Here is a 21018-nt window from a genome sequence, read left to right on the forward strand (position 1 = left end):
CATCCTCTCAATTGCAATATTCTCAGTATACAATACCCGCCGGGTTTATCCAACTGTTTTTTGCCCTGGGCCCGAATACCGGCGCGTGTCCGGCGCATTTATAAAATCGCCCAATCCAAAGATAATAATACTATTATCGCCGAGGCGAACGCCTTGTATAAAGCTTATCCGGCTACGGATTAAAATCAAAAGACACGGACTGCCCTTGAGGCAGCCTGTGTCTTTTTGCGGCATAACAGAACCGGTTTATTTCTTCGCCAGGGACCATTTGACGCCCTGGGGGGTATCCTCCAGAATGATGCCCATTTCCTTGATCCTGTCGCGGATGCGGTCGGCCTCGGCCCAGTTTTTCTCCTTGCGGGCGGCCTGACGCGCGGCGATGAGCGCTTCCACCTCGACAGCGAGGCTTTGGTCCTCTTCCTCGCCGTACAAAAGGCCGAGGACGCCCGACAGCTCCTCAAACAGCTTAAACGCCGCATCGGCCAGCGCCTTCGACGGGTCCTTGTCGGCGGCGGTCATGACGTTCAGATCGCGCACCAGCTCGAAGATGACGGCGATGGCGTCGGCGGTGTTGAAGTCGTCGTCGAGGGCGGCGATATAGCGGTCGCGGTAAGCAGGCAGCGTGGCGATGAAGTCCTTCTCAGTGTCCTTAAGCCCGTCGCCGCCGTTTTCCCTCAGGAATTTCAGGTTGTCCCGGAACGTGGTGAGCCGCTCCAGGGCGCCCTTTGCCTGGAGCAGTATCTCGCCCGAGTAATTCAGCGGGCTCCTGTAGTGGCTCATCAGCATGAACATGCGGATATTTTCATACCCATAAGCCGCCGCCGCGTCCCGGACGGTGAAAAAGTTGCCCAGGGACTTGGACATTTTTTTATTGTCGATGCTGATGAAGCCGTTGTGCAGCCAGTAGCGCACGAACTGGACGCCGTTGGCGCCCTCGGACTGGGCGATCTCGTTTTCATGGTGCGGGAAGGTGAGGTCCTGGCCGCCGCAGTGAATGTCGATCGTCTTGCCCAGATACTTGTTGGACATGGCCGAGCACTCGATGTGCCAGCCCGGCCGGCCTGCGCCCCATGGGGAGTCCCAGGAGGGCTCGCCCGGCTTTGCCGACTTCCAGAGCGCGAAATCCATCGGGCTCTCCTTGACCTCGCTGACGTCGATGCGCGCTCCCGCCTGGAGCTCCTCCAGCGGCTGATGGGACAGCTTGCCGTAATCCCCGAACCTTTCCGTCCTGTAATAGACGTCGCCGCCGGAGGCGTAGGCGTAGCCCTTGTCGATGAGCGTTTTGATGATGCCGATGATTTCGGGGATGTTTTCCGTCGCCCTGGGGTGTATCGTCGCGTCGCGTACGCCGAGGGCGTGCGCGTCCACATAATATTCCCGGATATATTTTTCGGCGACCTCCCGGCTGGAGATGCCCTCCTCGTTGGCGCGATTGATGATCTTGTCGTCAACGTCGGTGAAATTCTGGACAAAGGTGACGTCATAGCCGCGGTATTCAAAATAACGGCGCAGCACGTCGAACATAATGATCGGCCGGGCGTTGCCCACGTGGATATAGTTGTAGACCGTGGGGCCGCAGGCGTACATGCGCACCTCGCCCGCCGTTACCGGCACGAACTCCTCTTTTTTCATCGTCATTGTATTATACAGCTTCATGACATCGCTCCATCCCGGCGCCCGGCGCCGCCATTCTTATAATGTTATGCCTGATTTTATTTTTCTGTAATCCGATCCTGTACCCGGTCATTCAGCAGCCGCTCCAGCTGCTTGACCCGCGCGCCCAGATCGCTGAACTCGGCGGCCACCGGGTCGGTGACGCTGATCTGATCCACCGCCTCCGCGAAGCTGACCCTGACCCCGGCGATCCGGACGATCCTGGCCGGCACGCCCACCGCCGTGGAGTCCGGCGGCACTTCCTTCAACACGACGGCGTTGGCCGCGATGCGGGCATTGTCGCCCACCTTGAAGGGCCCCAGCACCTTTGCGCCGGAGCCGAGCAGGACATTGTTGCCGATCGTCGGGTGCCGCTTTCCCTTATCCTTGCCCGTTCCGCCCAGCGTTACGCCCTGATACATGAGCACGTCGTCCCCGATCTCGGCGGTTTCCCCGATGACGATACCCATGCCGTGGTCAATGACGAACCGCCGGCCGATTTGCGCGCCCGGATGTATTTCGATACCCGTCCACAACCGGGCGCACTGCGATATGACCCGGGCTATAAAAAGCAGCCGATGCCTGTAAAACCAGTGGGCAAGCCTGTGCATGACGGTGGCGTGCAGCCCCGGATACAGGAGCAGCACCTCTATCGGGCGGCGCGCGGCGGGGTCGCGCGCCTGATACGCTCTTATCGTTTCGCGCAGACGCTTAAACATATTATATCATTCCTCCGGCCGGGGATGCCATAAATTTTAACTGACGGAGCGGCGAATAAAACAAAAACCGCCTCCTGCATACACAAGAGGCGGATGACTCCGCGGTTCCACTCTCATTCGCGCCCCGGCGTTCGCCGGGATGCCTTGACGGCTTTAACGCAGCCTTACGGGAGCCGTTACAGCCCCCCGCTCCCGGACGCACCTTCAAGCACCGTTGTCAAAGCCCGCTTTCAGCCGCTGACGGGCCCTCTCTGATGACGTCTGACGCTTTACTCTTTCCGTTCATCGCGGATATATAGGCAGTATATTACCATGGCGGTGTGAGTGTGTCAAGGGCGGCAAAGCTTCATAATGCCGCGCCCTGAGTGAGCTCAGCTGATGTAATATGTCGGGACGGTGGTCTCCGTCAGGCGCCTGACGGTAAACTTCTGTTCCGCCAGGTACCCCAAAAGAGATTTCGTCAGGGTGACCATTTTGTCCGTGCAGGAAATGTTGACGCTGTACCGGCTGCTGTCAAGCGCGCTCAGCTGGCCCGTCAAGCTGCCAAGAGTCGTCTTGTCGGACTCGCCAAGACTTTTTATAGGCCTCCAGAAAATGAGCCCGTCCGACTTGGCGGCCGCCCTTGCCGTTTTCCCGGCGTCGCCCCCGGCCGATACCAGAATCGTCCTGATTTTCGCAGCCTCAAAGAGCAGGGCGGAAGCATTTTGATACTCCTCAAGGGTCCCGTCCCTGAGCCAGATGCCGATGGTATGTCCGGCGGCGGCCGCCCGCCTGAGCAGGTCGGCATTGGAAACGATCTCATCGGCGGCGACGAAAAAGCAGCTTTTGTAACGGTACGCATCCAAGCTGTCCAGAACCGCCCCAAAATTCTTCGGCGTCAGATTATAAAAACTGAGATACACGGTAACGCTCTCAGAAGTCGGCGCCCCGGAAACCGTCGGCGGCGCGGAGGAAGCCGGCGACGCGCCCGGATCGGAACCCTTGCCAACATAAGCGTCGTAAGACGTCTGCATTTGATTCTTATTCAAGCTGACAAACGTCATATTATTGATAAAACCAGTACCCCGGTAAAAGCGGATAACGGGCGCCGGGTCGCTCAGGACATAATCGTAAGTCAACCCGAATAAATCGCATACATCATCCACAGAAACATAGTTGAGCCCATTCTTTTTCACGGCTGAAATGTTTTGCCGATTATTATACTGATCAGCGGCTATGCCCCGCTCGGTATCAAAAAGCAATCGTTTTGTTGAACTATAGAGCATGAACTGGCTGCCGCCGGGTATATAGTAGACGCCAAGCTCGTCGGACGTAAAGAAGTTGCACGGAATATAGAGCCGGCTCCCGATCATGGCCGGCATCGTATTGTTATCCAAAAGCCGCAGCGTGTTGTTTGCCGCCGTAAAATATATATCATCTGCGGCCTCGGCGGGATGCGCGGCGAACAGTATTGTCAGGCAAAGCGCAAGGACGATAACCGTAACTTTCCGTTTCAACTCTATATTCTCCATTTGCCGGTTAAAAGGCCGGCACTTATTCTGTTGGCACCATATTAGCATGCGGGCCATAGGGTGTCAAGAAAGCCCCAGGCGTATATCATCCCGGCCCTATAAACGGATTATTCCATTGTTTAAAGGTCGTATTATTCTGCTCCCTTAATAAGCCTTAGGCGATATCAAAAGTCTGTGTTACCTTTGGCGCGTCAGCGTTTGTATTTGCCGCTTCCGTCACCTCAACGTCAAGAGGCGTTTTGGTATCCTGCAGCACATAGGCCAACTGCACTTTTTGTATCTCGCCTCTCTTGATACTTTTTAAGGCGTCGGAACCATGATAAATCGTATCATCGGTGATAATTGCGCTCTTACATTCGGCGCCGTTTTGATATACTTTAGCAGATATAACATAAAAGAACCCGGCCTTTTTGCCGTTATTTCCCCACTCATAATTAATAATAACCGCATCTTTGCCATACGCGTCTTTAGTCAATTCGTAACTATCTATCTTAACTATATAATTACCTACCGTCCCACTTCCCGGGCCGGTAATGCTATCGGTTTTACTACATGACGCAAGCAATGCCAGCGTAAATACTGCAATTAGAATATAGCGGACTTTTTTCATTTGGGATACTCCAATCTTACCAGAATTCTCTTATTTAAGCCTCTAATCAAGTCTTTATGAGTTTAATCCAAATCTTAATATATATCAAGACATCGGCAGATATTTCGTAACGTAAAAAAATGGTTATAAGCATCGGACAGGAAAAATGTCAAGCCACCTTGCAAAGATATAAGCAGAGCCCCTCAGATAAATCCGGGGGGCCGACTGCTATCAGAATTTTTTCATACTAACATGGCTTGATGTTGGACGGTCTTACCACTTTATATCAATGGTCTGATTCAAGCCTACTATATAGCAAGTCAGGTTCTTTCCGTCGACCTGAATTTCTTTCCTGCCTTCATCCTTGCTGTCAGCAAGCGCTTTTATAACCGCATCGGAATCCCCGACAAAAACATTAACTATATTTTTCAGAAGTGTATAATCATTTTCGCTTGAGATATTGCTCGCTGCAACTGAATAATACGTATTATTATATCTCGTGATTGTTATATAGCCCGTGTCCGTTAAATACGTATGGATAGTTTCGTTTGCTTCATCATAATAGGCATCCGGCAAAATTTCAAGCAGCGCGGGCATGTAATATTCCTCGTAGGTATCCACATTAATTGTATCCGTTTTTGAATCGTAGGCCACGCTGAAATTCATCGCTCCGCCGATATCCCGTAATTTGAAATAATTATACCCGCCGATCGTATAGGCCGCCAGCTTGATCTGTTTTCCATTGAGATAAACGCTCGAGGTTGTTGCCGTCGCATCCACCACGGATGTTTCTCCGGAGACTGTCATTTCGTCGCCCAGCGGCGCGTAATACCCAGGCGCCAGCATATAAATGGAATTATTGCTGCCATCCCAACTCACTGAAAATTTTACATTGGTGCCCGATAGGATCATAGCCAGATCGCGCAGCTTAAAATAATTGTTCCCATCAATGGTATAGGCCTGAAAAGCGTAAGGATAATTATTTATTTTTACGGTTGACGCCGTTGGCGTCGCCTTTACCCCGGCGGCATACGATGTCGTTACAAGTGCGCTGACCAATAATGCAGCTGTAAGCAGCATAGAAAAGGTTTTTTTGATCAGTCTCATTTCATCAGCTCCTTTATCAAAGTATGACTTTAGTATACTTTGAATTATCGGCGGGTGTCAACAATCTATTTGTTAATAACAGTAAGTTGTATTAATTTAAAAATAAAACGACAAGAACTTTTTCAGTTATCAACTAATACTCTGGGCACATAAAGGAAGCCCCCGCCAATTGGCGGGGGCTTCCGATGCTGATTTACTAAATCGCGAGACGACCTACCGTAACACGAAATGGTGGCTCTCGCAGGAATCTTACGGGTTCGCCACGACCTGGATGTAAATGTAGGAGAGCAGGTCGGCCGAGTCGACGACGGAGGCGGTGAACTGGGCGACAATCTTATCGTTGGCGCCGGTATCGGCGGTAATCGCCGACGGTGTCGTCTGCGTCACGACGCCAGTCGTGCTGATGTAGAACACGACCGTGCTGTCGTTGTAGGAGAATGCATTGCTACCGTCTGTCGTAAACAGACCACCGTTGGCAGCCGTGCTCGTACCTGCCGTACCGGCGAAAGCGTCAGCAGGAATACTCTGAAGGGCGCCTGACGTGATGGCATCCACCGAATTGATAACGTTGTTCCCGTCATAGGTGACCTTAATGAGGTTCGCGGTGGCTACGGCCGTAGTGACATTGGCTTGTGCAGTGGCGTTCATCACAACGTCCTTCTGAGCACCGTCGACAATCGCCTTATAGGTGTAGTTGACAACACCGGCGGAAGGATACGATGTGGAGTAGCTGTTAGGATTAATCAGGTAGACGTACTCCGGCGTACCGGCGGACGCGCCGCTCGTGATGAAGACAATCCTGGCAGGGCCGCCAGCCGCTGTCAATGCACCAGAGTAGTCCGCAGTTGAGATGCTGGCCGGCAGATTGGAAACGCCGGTGACAACTCTGTACGTACCCGCAGCACCGCCGAATACAGTGTTAGCAACAACAAACACCGTATTGGCATTGGCCTTATCTGTGCCGCTGAATGTTACCGTGTTGGCAATCGTAGCACCAGTATCTGAGATCTGGTTCGCAGCTGCCGTGAGGTTATACTCGTTGTTTGAACCGACGGTGTACGAATAAACTGTGCCGTCAACCGGGAATGCAGTCGGGCTGACGCCAACTAAGCCGACCGTAACGATAGCGGTTGTGCCGTCGGCCTTGACAACCTTCGCAGCCCTGGACACGGGATCTGTGCTGTGAGTCGACACAAGCAGGTAATTGGAAGCGCTCACAGCGCCATCCGTAGAAATTGAAATAATGTTGCCGTTATCGTCAAGCCACGCTGTGACAGCGACGTTAAAGTTACCGGAAGTTTCAGCAAACGTTGCAAAGTCGCTTGTAGTCATGGGGCCCGCAAGGCCAGTCAAGCCATGCTTGACGTCGGCAATCGTAAGCGTATAGGTATTAGGTGTACCAGCTGTAACAAGATTCGCGGCAGTTACCGTACCGGTGAGCTTTGTGGCCTTCTGAACGTTAACCACGCCGCCCTCGCCAGTATAATAGAGAACCACGTCGCCCTTGGCAAGGTCAGCGGGATATTTGACCAGGTCGGGGGAAATGCTGCTGACAGCGGAAACACCGGGAATCGTTACCTCACCGTTGAGAACGACAGGAGCCGCACTAACGGTGGCAATTGACTTCTCAATGATGGAAACGACCTCAGCCTTGCTGTCGGTGTTGGTAGAAAGGAAATTAACAATAACACCCGAAGCAAAAGCGGGAGCAGCCGATACTGCGGAAAGAATGGTAGCACTGGTTTCAGTACCCGTAAGCGCAGTACCGCCAACCTCATAAAGGGTATTGCCGATAACAATGAGGGTGTTGGCGGCGTTCGTCGCTCCAGCAGCCCACACAGGCACCAGCGTACCGTTGTAATAGTAGTCAACGGTTGAAGCGAGCGTGGCCTTGTAGTCTGTGTTTCCAACGGTGGTATACGCGGCAATCGTCTTGCCGTTCGTACCCGTTGCGATAACTTTCTCGTTGCCATAGAAGCCGATTCTATCGCCGTTTAAAACCCAGTAGTAGCCGGACACGCCATTAGAGACGCTTTCTTCCTGGCTAAGGCCGAGCTTATCGCACAGGAACGAGGGAGTCGCGGTGTTTATATACTCGTCCGTGGTCTTATCGTAGACCTGGAGTCTCATGGGCAGAGCATTGAGCGCATACTGCGCGACCTGCTCACGGGTAGCGGTGGCGGTGTAATCAACGTTGAGCGTGAGAATTCCACGGCTGACGGCATCCGTCAGAACATTGATTTCCCAGTTGGCGCCAATATACTCGCCGTTGCGGCCGAGGCCGAGAGAGGTGAGCAGGAGCTTGGCGAACTGAGTGCCGCTGATAGCAGCTTCGGGATTGAAGTTACCGGTGCCGTCGCCGTTGATAACGCCTCTGGAAGCGCAGTACTGTATGTACGGAGCGCTCCAACGGGTCGCTGCAACGTCGGCGAAGCTGCTGCCGGTCGCCTTCAGCTTGTCGCCGGCTTCAGCGCCGACGAGGATGTAGGTGATGACCTTTGCGGCCTGCTCACGGGTGAAGGTGCCTGTCGGGTTGAAAGCACCGGTATCGGTACCCGCCAGGACGCCGGCAGCGGTGAGGATGGTGACGGCTTCTTTTTGCGTAATGCTCGAAGCGTCAGAATAGTCCGAGATGGACTTCGCGCTGGCAACAGCCATGAGGCTGAACGCCATAGCGACGACCAGAACCACTGCGAAGACTTTTTTAAGGTTCTTCATGTATTTCCTCCTATAAAATTTGCGTGTTTACACGCATTATTTTGCCTTATTCGGAATTTGTCCCGCGATTCGGTCAAGCCCTGGAACGCCCAAGCCGGTTTTCCGGCGTGGTGAATGTGACGCTTGAGAGCCTGGGGAAGCGAAGGATTCCGAAGTTCGGCGATTTGATATGTACCACATCCGCTTCGGTTCGGCTATACCTCTGCGGATGAAAGCACCGGGAGCATCAGGGCCGGCGGCATATGCGCCGTGGTCCGGCTTGAAGGAGGCAGGGGGCGGCGCGGCTCGCCGCTCCCCATCATACATTCAACCTCCAAGCCCGGTCTGACGCGGCACACCACACACCGTTTTCAGCCCTGCTTGCGTATGGCGGCAAAAAGAGCCATACGTTCTCTTCACATGCAAGATTATAGTGGGCTGGAAACGGATTGTCAATTCTAAGTGCCCACTTTTTATATTACAGTTATGTTACAAGGCACCATTTTCCACAAAACGCGCAGGATTCGCCCGGATTTTCCGTTGGCTTTTATAATAAAATAGGTATTGAGCAAAACTAAATACGGAAAACACTTGCAATTCATTTATCCCAATGGTATAATTCCAACGTTAGACATGCAGGATTTGACGTGAGTGGGTTTTTCCCACTCTTTTTCTTGCACAAAGGCGCTTGTCATTCTGGCAGAGCTGCGCTCGGAATGGCAGAAAGGGCGGGCTATGAAAAAAATCACCGAGATCGTCGCGGCGCTGGCCGAGCCGATCGTTAAAAAGCACGGCTGCGAGCTGTGGGACGTGGAATACGCCAAAGAAGCGGGCGGCTGGTATCTGCGGATTTACATCGACCGCGAGGACGGCGTTTCGCTGGACCACTGCGAGGCCATCAGCCGCGAGCTCGACCCCATCCTGGATGAGCGCGACCCGATACCGGACAGCTACACCTTTGAGGTTTCCAGCGCCGGGGCCGAGCGCGCCTTAAAGCGCCCGTCCGATTTTCAGAGATTCATGGGCCACCTGGTCGAGGTAAAGCTGTACCAGGCCAGGGACGGCCGCAAGGAATATATAGGCACCCTGACGGGGAGCGGCGACGACGCTCTTGAAATAACCATCGCCGGCACGGCGCGTCAATTTAAAAAAAGCGATGTCGCAAACGTCCGTCTGCGCATCGGATAATCCAGTCAAGTAAAGATTATTGGAGGATCACGTCAATGAATGCTGAATTCTTCTCAGCGATCGCTGATATTGAAAAGGAAAAGGGCATCCCGCAGTCCTACATGCTTGAAAAAATCGAACAGGCGCTCCTGGCGGCCCTCAAAAAGGATTCTCCCGCGTCTCAGGACTGCGCCCGCGTCGTTTTAGACCCGGATAAGAAAACAGTCCATATGTACCTGTCCAAAACGGTTGCCGACCCGGTTACCGACACGGGCATAGAAATGTCCCTGGAGCAGGCGCGCAAGATACACGCCACGGCCGAGGTGGGCGACGTGGTGAGCGAGACGGTCGACGCGAAAAAATTCGGGCGCATCGCGGCCCAGGCGGCAAAGCAGGTCATCATCCAGGGCATCCGCGAGGCCGAGCGCGGCATCGTTTACGACGAGTTCACCTCCAAGGAGCACGAGATACTGACGGGCATCGTCTCGCGCGTGGAGCCGAGAAACGGCAGCGTGACGATACAGATCAGCTCAAACGCCGAATATACCGAGGCCATGCTGTCGGCCAGCGAGCGCATCCCCACGGAGACGCTCAAGGAGGGCGACAGGATCAAGGTCTACGTCGTGGAGGTCCGCAAATCGTCCCGCGGGCCCCAGATTTTAATATCGCGCACCCACCCCGGTCTCGTCAAGCGGCTGTTTGAGCTGGAGGTGCCGGAAATCTTCGACGGCGTGGTCGAGATCAAGAGCATCGCCCGCGAGGCGGGCAGCCGCACGAAAATCGCCGTCATGTCCACGGACCCGGAGGTGGACCCCATCGGCGCCTGCGTCGGCCCCAAGGGCGGGCGCGTCTCCTCCATCGTGGATGAGCTCCACGGGGAGAAAATCGACATCGTCAAATACTCGGACGTCGTTGAGGAATACATCGCGTCGGCGCTGGCGCCGTCCGAGGTTATCAGCGTGACGGTGCTCGACGAGGGCAAAAGCTGCCGCGTCGTGGTGCCCGACAACCAACTCTCCCTGGCCATCGGCAAGGAAGGGCAAAACGTCCGCCTCGCCGCGCGCCTGACAGGCTTTAAGATCGACATCAAGCCCGAATCACAGGGGTAAACGATGGGCGATCACAGATCGCCCCTACGGCATAAGCATATAACATTATAATATTATCACCGCGTACCACGTCGGTCGCGCCGACCTACAAAAAACCACAATCAACATGAAAGGCGGTCCATGCAATGCAGAAGAAAATACCGATGCGGCAGTGCCTGGGCTGCCGGGAGATGAAGCCGAAGCGCGAGCTTATCCGCGCCGTCCGGTCGCCGGAAGGCGTCATCTCTCTCGATTTCAAAGGCAAGAATCCGGGCCGCGGCGCTTATGTGTGCAGAAACGCCGACTGCCTGAAAAAAGCGATCCGGTCAAAGGCGCTGGAACGGGCGCTCGAATCGCCGATTCCGGAGGAAGTTATAAACGCGCTGCACAAACAGATGGAGGAAAGCGATGGACAATAGGCTGCTTGGCATCGCCAAGAAGGCCGGGCTCCTGGAGATTGGAGACGAATCCGTCGGCCATGCCGCCCGGGTCAGAAAAGCAAAGGTAATATTGTCGGCCAGCGACGCCTCGGACGGTTCAAAACGGCGGGCGCGCGGCTATGCGGAGCAGTACGGCGCGATCCATCTGGTTTTGCCGTCCTCAAAGGAAGAGCTCAGCGCCATCATCGGCCGGGGCTCTCCGGGCATGCTGGCTATACTGGACACCGGCATCGCCTCAAAATACGTGGCCCTGCTGGCCCAGGAAGACAATGCGCAATACGGCGAAGCCGCCGGTCTGCTCGCCGAAAAAGCCGAACGCATGCGGGGGCGCCGCGCCGAGGCCAGGGCGCATTTACGAAACAAACGAACCGGTAAGAGGAGGACGATATAATGAGTACAATGTTTAAATACAGGGTTCATGAGGTGGCAAAGGATTTTAAGGTGCCCACTAAGGTCATCACCGAGGTCCTGACCGAATATGCCGCCACGCCGAAAAACCACATGCAGGTTTTGACGACGGAGGAGCTTGACCTCATTTTTGAGTACCTCACGCAGCATCATCAGGTCGCCAGCATTGAGGAAATCTTTGCTGTGGCGTCACCCTCCGCGTCCGAGCCCGCCGAGAAACCGGCGGCAAAAGAGACGCCCGCCGGCAGGCCGGCGCCGGGTCAGAGACCTGACGAGCAGAAAAAGCCGGCCCCTTCCGCACCGGCGCACACCGAGCGCCAGACCGCGCCCGCGCCGCGGCCGGAAAACCAGCAGCAACAGCAGCAGCCGGTTAAAAAGCCGGATAAGCCCTTTGTCCCGCGCCAGGCGCCGCAAAAGCGCGTTATCGACACCTCCGGCGCCACGATCAACATCGACAAATACGACGAGCGCCTGGACAATCTCGTCCCCGAGCGCGCCGAGCGCATTAAAAGCGGCAAGGAAAAATTCACCAACAAGAAAAATCAGAGCCGCGGGCAGACGATGGCGTCCGGCGCCAAGCGCCGTCAGGAGGAGCGCGAGCGGATGCAGCGCCTCCAGTTTGAAGTGGCCAAGAAAGCACAGCTCAAGGTTTCCATCCCGGATGAAATCGGCGTGGGCGAGCTGGCCTCCCGCATGAAGAAGACGGGTGCAGAGGTCGTCAAGCAGCTAATCAAGCTGGGCGTCATGGCGTCCCTGTCCGACATTATTGATTACGATACGGCGGCGCTCGTGGCCATCGAGCTCGGCTGCAAGGTGGAGCACGAGGTTGTCGTCACCATCGAGGAGCGCCTCATTGACGACCACGCCGACAAGGAAGAGGACCTCGTTTCGAGAGCCCCCATCGTCGTCGTCATGGGCCACGTCGACCACGGCAAGACCTCGCTGCTGGATAAAATCCGCGAGGCCAACGTCGTCGCCGGCGAGGCCGGCGGCATCACGCAGCATATCGGCGCCTACCGCGTGGCGGTAAACGGCAGCCCGATCACCTTCCTCGACACACCGGGCCACGAGGCCTTTACCTCCATGCGCGCCCGCGGCGCCATGGTAACGGATATCGCGATCCTCGTCGTGGCCGCGGACGACGGCATCATGCCGCAGACCGTAGAGTCCATTAACCACGCCAAGGCCGCGAAGATTCCGATCATCGTCGCCATCAACAAAATGGACGTTCCCGGCGCCAACCCCGACAGGATCAAGCAGCAGCTCACCGAATACGAGCTGGTCAGCGACGAGTGGGGCGGCGATACGGTCGTTGTGCCGATCTCGGCAAAAACGGGGATGGGCATCGACCGTCTGCTTGAAATGGTCGTCCTCACCGCCGAAATGCAGGAGCTCCGCGCCAATCCGGACCGCGCGGCCCGCGGCACCGTTATCGAGGCGCGCCTGGACAAGGGCCGCGGCCCGATCATGACCGTCCTCGTCCAGAACGGCACGCTGAAGCTCAACGACATTATCATCGCCGGCACGGCCGTGGGCCACGTCCGCGTCATGACGAACGACCGCGGCGAGCGCGTCAGCGAAGCTGGCCCGTCCGTCCCGGTGGAGATTTCCGGCATGTCCGAGGTTCCGGACGCCGGCGACACCTTTAACGCCGTGGCCGACGAGCGCATGGCCAGAGAGCTTGTCGAGCAGCGCAAGGCGGAGAAGAAAAACGCCTCCGCCACAAGCGTCAAGGTCTCGCTGGAGGACCTGTTCTCCCGCATCCAGCAGGGCGAGCTCAAGGACCTGAATATCATCGTCAAAGCCGATGTCCAGGGCTCGGCCGAGGCCATCAAATCCTCGCTTGTAAAGCTCTCCAACGACGAGGTCCGCGTCCGCGTGATCCATTCCGGCGTCGGCGCCATCAGCGAATCCGACGTCATGCTGGCGGCCACCAGCGGCGCCATCGTCGTCGGCTTTAACGTCCGGCCCGACAACGCCGCCCGCGACAGCGCCGTACGGAGCAACGTGGACATCCGGATGTACCGCGTCATTTACGACGCCATCAACGAGATCGAAGCCGCCATGAAGGGCATGCTGGCCCCGAAGTTCAAGGAAGTTGTCCTCGGTCACGCCGAGGTACGCCAGATTTTCAAGGCCTCCAACATCGGCACCATCTGCGGCAGCTATGTGACGGACGGCAAAATCATCCGGAACTGCAAGGTCCGCGTCATCCGTGACCACATCGTCATCCACGAGGGCGAGCTGGCGTCTCTGCGCCGGTTCAAGGATGACGTCAAGGAAGTTGCGACAAACTATGAATGCGGCCTGTCGATCGAAAAATTCAACGATGTTAAAGAGGGCGACGTTATCGAAGCCTTCATTATGGAACAGATCAAGGATTAGTGTGGAGTGTGGAGCTTGGAGAGTGACGTTGGAAGGATAACTCCACTCTCAACCCTCAACTCTCAACACTGTTACGGAGTAACATTATGGCATCCAACAAAATAGGCAGAATCAACGAGGATATCCAGCGCGTCATGTCCTCGCTTTTGCGGAACGTCAAGGACCCGCGCGTCAACCAGGGCATGACGAGTATCACGGCCGTGGACACGACCGGCGACCTGCGCTACTGCAAAATTTATCTGAGCGTCATGGGGCTCCAGTCCGAAAAGGAACTGATGAAGGGGCTTAAATCCGCTGCGGGCTACCTGCGCCGCGAGCTGGGCAATTCCCTGCAGCTGCGCTACACGCCGGAGCTCATCTTCCAGCTGGACAGATCGATCGAGCACGGCGCCAATATTTCAAAGATACTGAACAAGCTTGAGGATGCGCCGCCGGCGCAGGACGAAGGGACCGGAGAAAGCCATGACCATCAGTGAAACGGCGCGCTGGCTTATGGAGCGCAACAATTTTCTTGTTCTGACACACAAGAGACCGGACGGGGATACGCTGGGCAGCGCCGCGGGGCTCGTCCGGGGCCTCAACCGGGCCGGGAAAACGGCCTATATCCTCTTTAACCCCGAGGCCACGGCGCGCTACACGACGTATGTCGAAAAGCACTGGGCGCCGGACGGCTTCGTCCCCTCCTGCATCGTGGCGGTGGATACCGCCTCCAAGGAGCTTTTCCCGGCCACCGGAACGGATTATCACAACAGGGTGGACCTGTGCATCGACCACCATCCCTCCAATACAAATTACGCCGGCCTGACGTGTCTGGATACCGGCAAATCGTCCTGCGGGGAAATCATCTACGCGCTCCTTCTGGCGCTCAACGGGGGGCTGGACGCGGAAGCGGCGACCTCTCTTTACGTGGCCGTCTCCACGGATACCGGCTGCTTTGCCTTTGCCAATACGACCGCCGATACGCTCCGCACAGCCGCCGCGCTTGTCGACGCCGGGGCGCCCATCGGCGAGCTCAACAGGGAGCTGTTCCGTAAAAAGGCCAAAAGCCGCGTTCTCCTGGAGGCCATGATCACCGCGAGCATGGAGTTTTATTTCGACGGGGCGGTGGCCATTGCCGTGATCACGCGCGGCATGCTCGACAAAACGGGCGCCGGAGAAAATGAACTGGATGATGTGGCCTCGATACCGGGCGCCATCGAGGAGGTCGTCGCCGGCATCACCATCCGCGAGCTCGCTGGAGGCGAAGTCAAGGTCTCCGTCCGGACGACGCCGCTTGTCAACGCCAACGACCTGTGCGCCAGGTTCGGCGGCGGGGGCCACGCCATGGCGGCCGGTTTTTCACTGTACGCGCCGGTGGACGAGGTCAAAAAGCGGCTGCTGGACGCGCTGTCCGGCATCTTCCCTCTCAGCGCTGCGCAATGAACGGCGTCGTCATCATCGACAAGGGGGAGGGGTGGACGTCTCACGACGTCGTCGCCAAGCTCCGGGGCCTTTTAAGGGAAAAACGCATCGGCCACGGCGGCACGCTGGACCCGATGGCAACGGGCGTTCTGCCCGTTTTTGTCGGCCGGGCCACGCGGGCCGTCGAATTTTGTGAATCCTTCGATAAGGAGTACATCGCCGGCCTCCGTCTCGGTCTCGTCACCGACACGCAGGATACCACCGGTACCATCCTCTCAACGTCGCCGGTCTCCGCCGCGCGGCAGGATGTGGAGGATATCCTCCGGCGCTTTACCGGCGCACAGGAGCAGATACCGCCCATGTATTCCGCCGTAAAGATCGGCGGCAAAAGGCTCTACGAGCTGGCCCGCCGCGGCATCGAGACAGCGCGGGCGCCCAGACCCGTCACCATCAGCACACTGGAGCTCCTGGAGATGAGCGGCAGCGATATCCTGCTGCGTGTGGTTTGCTCCAAGGGGACGTATATCCGTACGCTCTGCCACGATATTGGACAGGCCCTGGGCTGCGGCGGGGCGATGTTTTCCCTGCGGCGGACCCGTGCCGGCTCCTTTCAGCTTCAGGACGCCGTGACGCTTGCCGATATCGAGGCGCTGGCGTCCGCCGGAAAGCTGCAGGAGCTCTTAAAGCCGGTCGACGCGCTCTTTGACGCTTATCCCACCGTCGTGATCGACGCGCGCCAAAAGGCGAAATGCCTGAACGGCGCCGAATTCTCCGTCAGCGCCGCAGACGGGCTGTACAGGGTCTACGACGAAAATCATGTCTTCCTTATGCTCGGCCGGGCAGGCAACGGCGTTATGCGCACTGTCAAGAGCTTTTTTGAGGTCTAGCGCATACTCCATCCCGGCGAAAGGACACAAACCATGACAGAGAAAAAACGCGTCATCGCCCTCGGATTTTTCGACGGACTGCATATCGGCCATTCGGCACTGATGGAACGCGTCCTGAAAATAGCGAAGGAAAAGGACCTCCTGCCTTCCGTCATCACCTTTGACAACCATCCGGCGAGCATGGTTGCCGGCCAGCCGATCCCCCTGATCAATTCCTGCGAGGACAGGGCGGGGCTCATCCACCGGATTTTCGGCATCAACAACGTCATTATCCTTCATTTTGACAAAGATCTGATGCGCATGCCCTGGACAGAATTCGTCGAGCGCTTGTCCAACGAATTTAACGCCGCCTACCTCGTCGCCGGCCATGACTTCACGTTCGGCCACAAGGGCGAAGGCACGGCTGAAAAGCTCGCCCAAAAGAGCCGCGAGCTGGGCATCGGCTGCGATATCATCCCCGCCGTCACCTACAAGGGCGTCGTCAGCAGCTCCACCTACATCCGGAAGCTGATTGCGGAGGGCGACATAGAACAGGCCAATGAGTTTCTGGGCCACCCCCATGTTCTGACCGATATCGTGCACTATGGCTACCGCCTCGGCCGAACGCTGGGCACGCCCACGATCAACATGTGCTTTCAGGCGGGGGTTATCATCCCGGCCTACGGCGTTTACGCCACGCGTGTATACCTCGAGGACGGGAGCGAGCACATCGGCGTCACAAACGTCGGCATCCGGCCGACGGTCAATCATACGGAGACTGTCACCGCCGAGACATACATTCTCGATTATTCCGGGAACCTTTACGGCAAAATGGTACGCGTTGAATTTTACAAACGCCTGCGGCCCGAGATCAAATTCAGCGGCATCGACGCGCTGAAGGCTCAGATCCACGCGGACGCTGAGAGCGCACGGAATTATTTTACCAGGCTGTACAGCAAATAGAAACATATAAATAGGAAAGGCGGGGGCAAGCCCCCGCCTTTCCTATTTATAAAATTATTCGTTTGCCGGGGCGGGCGGCGTGGTCCTGTTGACTTCCTCCAGGACCTTCATGATCTGTTTGCTGACATATTCCTTGTTTTTGCAGATGTACGGCGTCGTGTTCCAGAGCTCCTCAAAATAGCTGTAGATCGCCGTTACGACGGTGAGCTCCTTCGTCACAAGGACGCGGGGCCGATCCCCCACCGTTGAGGAAAAATGTATCCTGGTGTTTTCCTTGGCGATAATCTCCGTATCGGCCAGCCGCCTCAGGAGGTCGGTGGAGGCCAAGCACATCTTTATTTTGTCGCTCTCGCTGACGACCTTCAGCACCTCCGTCATCAGGCGCATAAACATGCGGTGCGGTATAGAGACCGTCCGACCGCAGGTGAAGGACATTTCGTTGAGCACGATGGCGTCTTTTTTCAGCCACTCCCGCAGCCGGTCCAGATCGACGAAAAAGCAGTGCTGCGATTTATTGCCCAGCTCGCTGATCAGGTTCAGCTTCTCGTAATACTGCTCGAACTCCTCGCCGGTAAAGCCGTTCTCGGTGAGGATATCGCGGAGCAGGCCGTCGGACAGGCCGCAGATAGGAAAGGTCAGGCTCCAGTGATACTCATTGGTGTCCTTTTCCATAATGGCAATCAGATAATTGATATATTCATCCTTTGTCTCATATCCGAAATGCTCAAAAACGCGGGTACTCTCGCCGAGATGGCTCTGGAGCATCACCTCAATATCCTTGACGAACTGCGGCTCGTGGGTAATGTAGGTGTTCATTTCGCGGGAGGGCTGCCGGGTCGACCAGTTGTACAGCGCCAGGTGATCCTTGATGAGAAAGTAGGTGTAGACAAGCTCCTCATCCTTATATTTGGGGATGAAATATGCCGTCGTCCGGCCGGTCATATGCAAAGGCATCCACGTGATCATGGAGGTGGCCAGGCTTTCGTAAGAGCTCGAAAGGGGATGGATCACCTTGATTCTGTTCTCCTCGCCCAGCAGGGACATATTCCGCATACACCATTCGTTGAGAAATTCGCTGTTTTCAAAAAACCATTTGGAATTCTCCGTGGTATAGCACCACATCTCAACGCCCGGAGAGAGGGACTGGGCGTATTTCAGAAAAAACTGCACGGCCTGCCGCCTGCCGTTCAGGCCGGACAGCGTATACGTGGTTAGCAGGGACGTGCTGCGCAGGTTTTTGATTTCATCAAAATAGTCGCGGGTGTTTTCGCTGATCTCCTTGGCGGAGGTCAGCCAGTCCTTGAGGAACAGGGTGATCTCCTGCTCAGAGCATTTGAAAATGTTCATGTAATCCTGAGACAGCATGAGCCGGATCTTTGCATACTGGTTGTTGCTGTCGAGCGCCATCACATGCTTGATGATCTGCATCGTATAGACGGAATTGGGCTTGAGATTTCGCTTTCCGCTGCGCCACTTACTGACAAGCGAACTGTCAATATGCAAAAGACCTGCCAAATCCTTGCCGGAAATCGCGAAATTATCCATCAGAATGCTCAGCCGGCTCTCCAATAAAAGCACCTCTGTCGACACCATCGGAATGGTACGTTTTTTTAAGTTTGTATTATATCACAAATATTCTTCCATGTCGATAGGGCTTTCTGACGCAATAACAACAGGGTCCGGTATGAGCATACCGGACCCTGTTTCAGCTGTCAATAAAGCCCTTTGGGCTTTATTGACACAAGGCTGCATGCAGCACGCTCAGCCGCGCCCTGTATGAGAAGAGTCACTCCGGAGGCGCATGTCCTCCTGCGTGACAAATGATGAACTTATTTGCCGCCCCGGCGGCGAACTCTGCGAGGCTTTCCCCCTTGTATGTAGGCTTTTTGACAAGCTGAAACAGGGTCCGGTATGGGCATACCGGACCCTGTTTGAATTTATAAAAACGAGATGAGATTTACGCGCCGATGCTTTTCGGAGCCTTTTTAACCTTCGTGGCATTCCGCGTGCCGATATAGTCCAGCGTCAGGGCGAAGAGGAGGAGGACGCCGGAAGCGACGTTCTGCCAGTAGGGCGTGACGCCGAGAACTGTCAGGCCGTTGTTAAAGCCATTCATAATGACAAGGCCCAGGAAGCAGCCCAGCATGCCGCCGGAACCGCCGCCGAAGGAAATGCCGCCCAGGATGGCCGCGGTGATGGCCGGGAACGCATAGGTGTTTGTGCCGTTGAGGTTACCGACCTTCAGACGTCCGGCGTAGAGGATGCCGGCCAGCGCGCCCAGCGCGCCGCTGTTGGCGAAAAGGATGTAGGAGAGCTTTCTCGGATTGAGGCCGGCCAGTCTGGCCGCCTGCTTGTTGCCGCCGCAGAGATAGATGCTGCGGCCGAATTTCGTCTTGGCAAGAATGATGCCATAGATCAGGATTGCCACCAGTGAGATGATGATCGTAAACGGGATGAAATCGCCGATTTTCCCGGTGCCGATCCAGACGATAGCCTCGTCCTTGATGTTAATGGTTTTACCGCCGACCATGATGTATGCGAGGCCTCTGGCAATAAATGAACCGGTGGCCAGCGTGGCAATAAAGCCCTGGAAGCCGAGCTCATTGATGAGCAGGGCGTTGGCGATACCAAACGCTATGCCGAGCAGCAGGCACAGTATAAGAACGATGAACCAGGGGATACCGGTGCCAGCGAGCAGCGCGGCCATCAGGACGCCGGCGGCCGTACCGACATACCCAGGGGAGAGGTCGATCTCACCAAAGATGATCAGCATACCTTCGGCGACGGCGAACAGCGTATAAAGAACCATCGAGTTCAGGATGTTTTTAATATTGCTGGGCTTCAGGAAAGAGTGGTTCGGCGAAAAAGCCCAGAAAAATATAACAATAACTGCGAGCAGAATTAATAACGTAAATAATTTTGATTTTAAAAACTTTGATGCCTTACTTGTGGTTTCCATGGCTTCCTCCTCCTAATCGTGCATAGCGAGTTCAAGAACGCGCTCTTCTGTTGCTTCTTGCCTGGTCACTTTGCCCGTGATGTGCCCGTTATGCATGACAATGATATTGTCGCTTACGTTCAATACTTCGGTCAGCTCGGACGATATAAAGATGACCCCGATACCCTGCTTGGCAAAGTCGCATACCATCTGGTAGACCTCCGCCTTCGTCCCGACGTCGATGCCCTTCGTCGGCTCGTCCAGGATCAGTATCCGCGTCACCATCTTTTCGGACGTCCAGCGGCCCAGAATGATCTTCTGCTGGTTCCCGCCCGAAAGCTCCATCACCAGCTTCTCGATCGTCGGCGTCTTGATCGAGTACTTCTTGACCGCCTCGAACGCCAGCTCGTTCTCCGTCTTTTCGTCCAGGAACATACCCTTCTTGACCTTTTCAAGCACCGGCATGCTCACGTTGTCCCGGATCGAGCGGCCCAACACCAGCCCCTGCTCCTTCCGGTCCTCGGGGCACAGCGCTATCCCGTGCTCGATCGCGTCTTTCGGCGACCTGAAGTTTACTGCCTCGCCGTCCATCCTGATCTCGCCCGACAGGATCGGGTCCGCCCCGAATATCGCCCGCATAACCTCCGTACGGCCGGCTCCCACAAGTCCCGCAAAGCCCAGTACCTCGCCCTTTCGAAGCTGGAAGCTTACGTCGTGCACGTCGTCCGTTACCAGATTATTTACTTCAAGCAGAACGTCGCCTATCTTGTCGTTCCGCTTCAGATTCGCATATGTATCGCCGATGTCGCGCCCGACCATCGCCTTCACGAGCTCTTTCTCGTTCGTCTCCGCCGTATTGAACGTCTTCACCAGCCGCCCGTCCTTCAATACAACGATCTCGTCCGACGTCTGGAAGATTTCCGCCATTCGGTGCGACACGTACAGGATGATCTTCCCCTGCTCCTTCAGCTGTCTGATCAGCCGGAACAAAATCGTCACCTCCGTGTCCGTCAGGCACGCCGTCGGCTCGTCAAACGCGATGATCTTTGAGTCACGCCGGTACGACTTCATGATCTCCACCATCTG

At 55.9% G+C, this 21018-nt stretch carries 18 protein-coding genes; 9 read left to right on the forward strand and 9 right to left on the reverse strand.

The features are described from left to right. Positions 1-246: 246 nt before the first annotated feature. The 6 genes from cysS to BUB60_RS10475 all read right to left on the reverse strand — a co-directional run bounded on the left by cysS (position 247) and on the right by BUB60_RS10475 (position 8297). Positions 247-1656 carry a cysteine--tRNA ligase gene (cysS, locus tag BUB60_RS10450; RefSeq protein WP_073078580.1) on the reverse strand — a complete coding sequence of 470 codons (1410 nt, stop codon included), beginning with the start codon at positions 1654-1656 and terminating at the stop codon, positions 247-249. Positions 1657-1712: 56 nt separating this feature from the next. Then, the gene (epsC, locus tag BUB60_RS10455) at positions 1713-2372 is read right to left on the reverse strand and encodes a serine O-acetyltransferase EpsC (RefSeq protein ID WP_073078582.1); all 660 of its coding nucleotides are present in this window, start codon (positions 2370-2372) and stop codon (positions 1713-1715) included. Between the two features lie 371 nt (positions 2373-2743). Then, the gene (locus BUB60_RS10460; protein WP_073078585.1) at positions 2744-3868 is read right to left on the reverse strand and encodes a polysaccharide deacetylase family protein; all 1125 of its coding nucleotides are present in this window, start codon (positions 3866-3868) and stop codon (positions 2744-2746) included. A 169-nt stretch (positions 3869-4037) separates the two neighbouring features. Continuing rightward, entirely contained in the window at positions 4038-4493 is a 456-nt protein-coding gene (locus tag BUB60_RS10465; protein ID WP_073078587.1) for a DUF5067 domain-containing protein, read from the reverse strand. Between the two features lie 252 nt (positions 4494-4745). Beyond that, a complete protein-coding gene (locus BUB60_RS10470; RefSeq protein ID WP_073078589.1) occupies positions 4746-5579 on the reverse strand; it encodes a hypothetical protein in 834 nt (277 codons plus the stop codon). A gap of 249 nt (positions 5580-5828) precedes the next feature. After that, positions 5829-8297: an S-layer homology domain-containing protein gene (locus BUB60_RS10475; RefSeq protein WP_073078592.1), complete on the reverse strand. Its 2469-nt coding sequence runs from the start codon at positions 8295-8297 to the stop codon at positions 5829-5831. A gap of 714 nt (positions 8298-9011) precedes the next feature. On the opposite strand from BUB60_RS10475, the gene BUB60_RS10480 reads away from it, so the two are divergent. From BUB60_RS10480 to BUB60_RS10520, 9 genes are all read left to right on the forward strand, one after another. Beyond that, positions 9012-9464, forward strand: a complete 453-nt coding sequence (locus BUB60_RS10480) for a ribosome maturation factor RimP (protein ID WP_073078641.1) — start codon at positions 9012-9014, stop codon at positions 9462-9464. Positions 9465-9499: 35 nt separating this feature from the next. Then, positions 9500-10552 (forward strand): transcription termination factor NusA, encoded by a 1053-nt coding sequence (gene nusA / locus BUB60_RS10485; protein WP_073078595.1) that lies wholly within the window; start codon positions 9500-9502, stop codon positions 10550-10552. 125 nt (positions 10553-10677) lie between these two features. Continuing rightward, complete coding sequence (gene rnpM, locus BUB60_RS10490) at positions 10678-10950, forward strand: RNase P modulator RnpM (protein ID WP_073078598.1); 273 nt, start codon at positions 10678-10680, stop codon at positions 10948-10950. Next, the gene (locus BUB60_RS10495) at positions 10940-11362 is read left to right on the forward strand and encodes a L7Ae/L30e/S12e/Gadd45 family ribosomal protein (protein WP_073078601.1); all 423 of its coding nucleotides are present in this window, start codon (positions 10940-10942) and stop codon (positions 11360-11362) included. The genes rnpM and BUB60_RS10495 overlap by 11 nt, the downstream gene beginning before the upstream one ends. Further along, a complete protein-coding gene (gene infB, locus BUB60_RS10500) occupies positions 11362-13764 on the forward strand; it encodes a translation initiation factor IF-2 (protein ID WP_073078603.1) in 2403 nt (800 codons plus the stop codon). Before BUB60_RS10495 ends, infB begins: the two co-directional genes overlap by 1 nt. A gap of 86 nt (positions 13765-13850) precedes the next feature. Beyond that, positions 13851-14240: a 30S ribosome-binding factor RbfA gene (gene rbfA, locus BUB60_RS10505; RefSeq protein ID WP_073078605.1), complete on the forward strand. Its 390-nt coding sequence runs from the start codon at positions 13851-13853 to the stop codon at positions 14238-14240. Next, the gene (locus BUB60_RS10510) at positions 14227-15186 is read left to right on the forward strand and encodes a DHH family phosphoesterase (RefSeq protein ID WP_073078608.1); all 960 of its coding nucleotides are present in this window, start codon (positions 14227-14229) and stop codon (positions 15184-15186) included. Before rbfA ends, BUB60_RS10510 begins: the two co-directional genes overlap by 14 nt. Continuing rightward, positions 15183-16052 (forward strand): tRNA pseudouridine(55) synthase TruB, encoded by an 870-nt coding sequence (gene truB / locus BUB60_RS10515; RefSeq protein WP_073078609.1) that lies wholly within the window; start codon positions 15183-15185, stop codon positions 16050-16052. The genes BUB60_RS10510 and truB overlap by 4 nt, the downstream gene beginning before the upstream one ends. Before the next feature lie 33 nt (positions 16053-16085). After that, positions 16086-16994: a bifunctional riboflavin kinase/FAD synthetase gene (locus BUB60_RS10520; RefSeq protein WP_073078610.1), complete on the forward strand. Its 909-nt coding sequence runs from the start codon at positions 16086-16088 to the stop codon at positions 16992-16994. 54 nt (positions 16995-17048) lie between these two features. On the opposite strand, the gene BUB60_RS10525 is transcribed toward BUB60_RS10520, so the two are convergent. The 3 genes from BUB60_RS10525 to BUB60_RS10535 form a co-directional block, all read right to left on the reverse strand. Continuing rightward, positions 17049-18587, reverse strand: coding sequence for a hypothetical protein (locus tag BUB60_RS10525; protein WP_143162321.1), 1539 nt, complete (start codon positions 18585-18587; stop codon positions 17049-17051). Positions 18588-18951: 364 nt separating this feature from the next. Continuing rightward, positions 18952-19953: an ABC transporter permease gene (locus BUB60_RS10530; RefSeq protein ID WP_073078612.1), complete on the reverse strand. Its 1002-nt coding sequence runs from the start codon at positions 19951-19953 to the stop codon at positions 18952-18954. 12 nt (positions 19954-19965) lie between these two features. Continuing rightward, positions 19966-21018, reverse strand: a 1053-nt coding sequence (locus tag BUB60_RS10535; protein WP_073081934.1) for a sugar ABC transporter ATP-binding protein, incomplete at its 5' end; no start/stop codon positions are given.

The organism is Sporobacter termitidis DSM 10068 (genome assembly GCF_900130065.1).
In the GTDB taxonomy this organism is placed as follows: Bacteria; Bacillota; Clostridia; order Oscillospirales; family Oscillospiraceae; genus Sporobacter; species Sporobacter termitidis.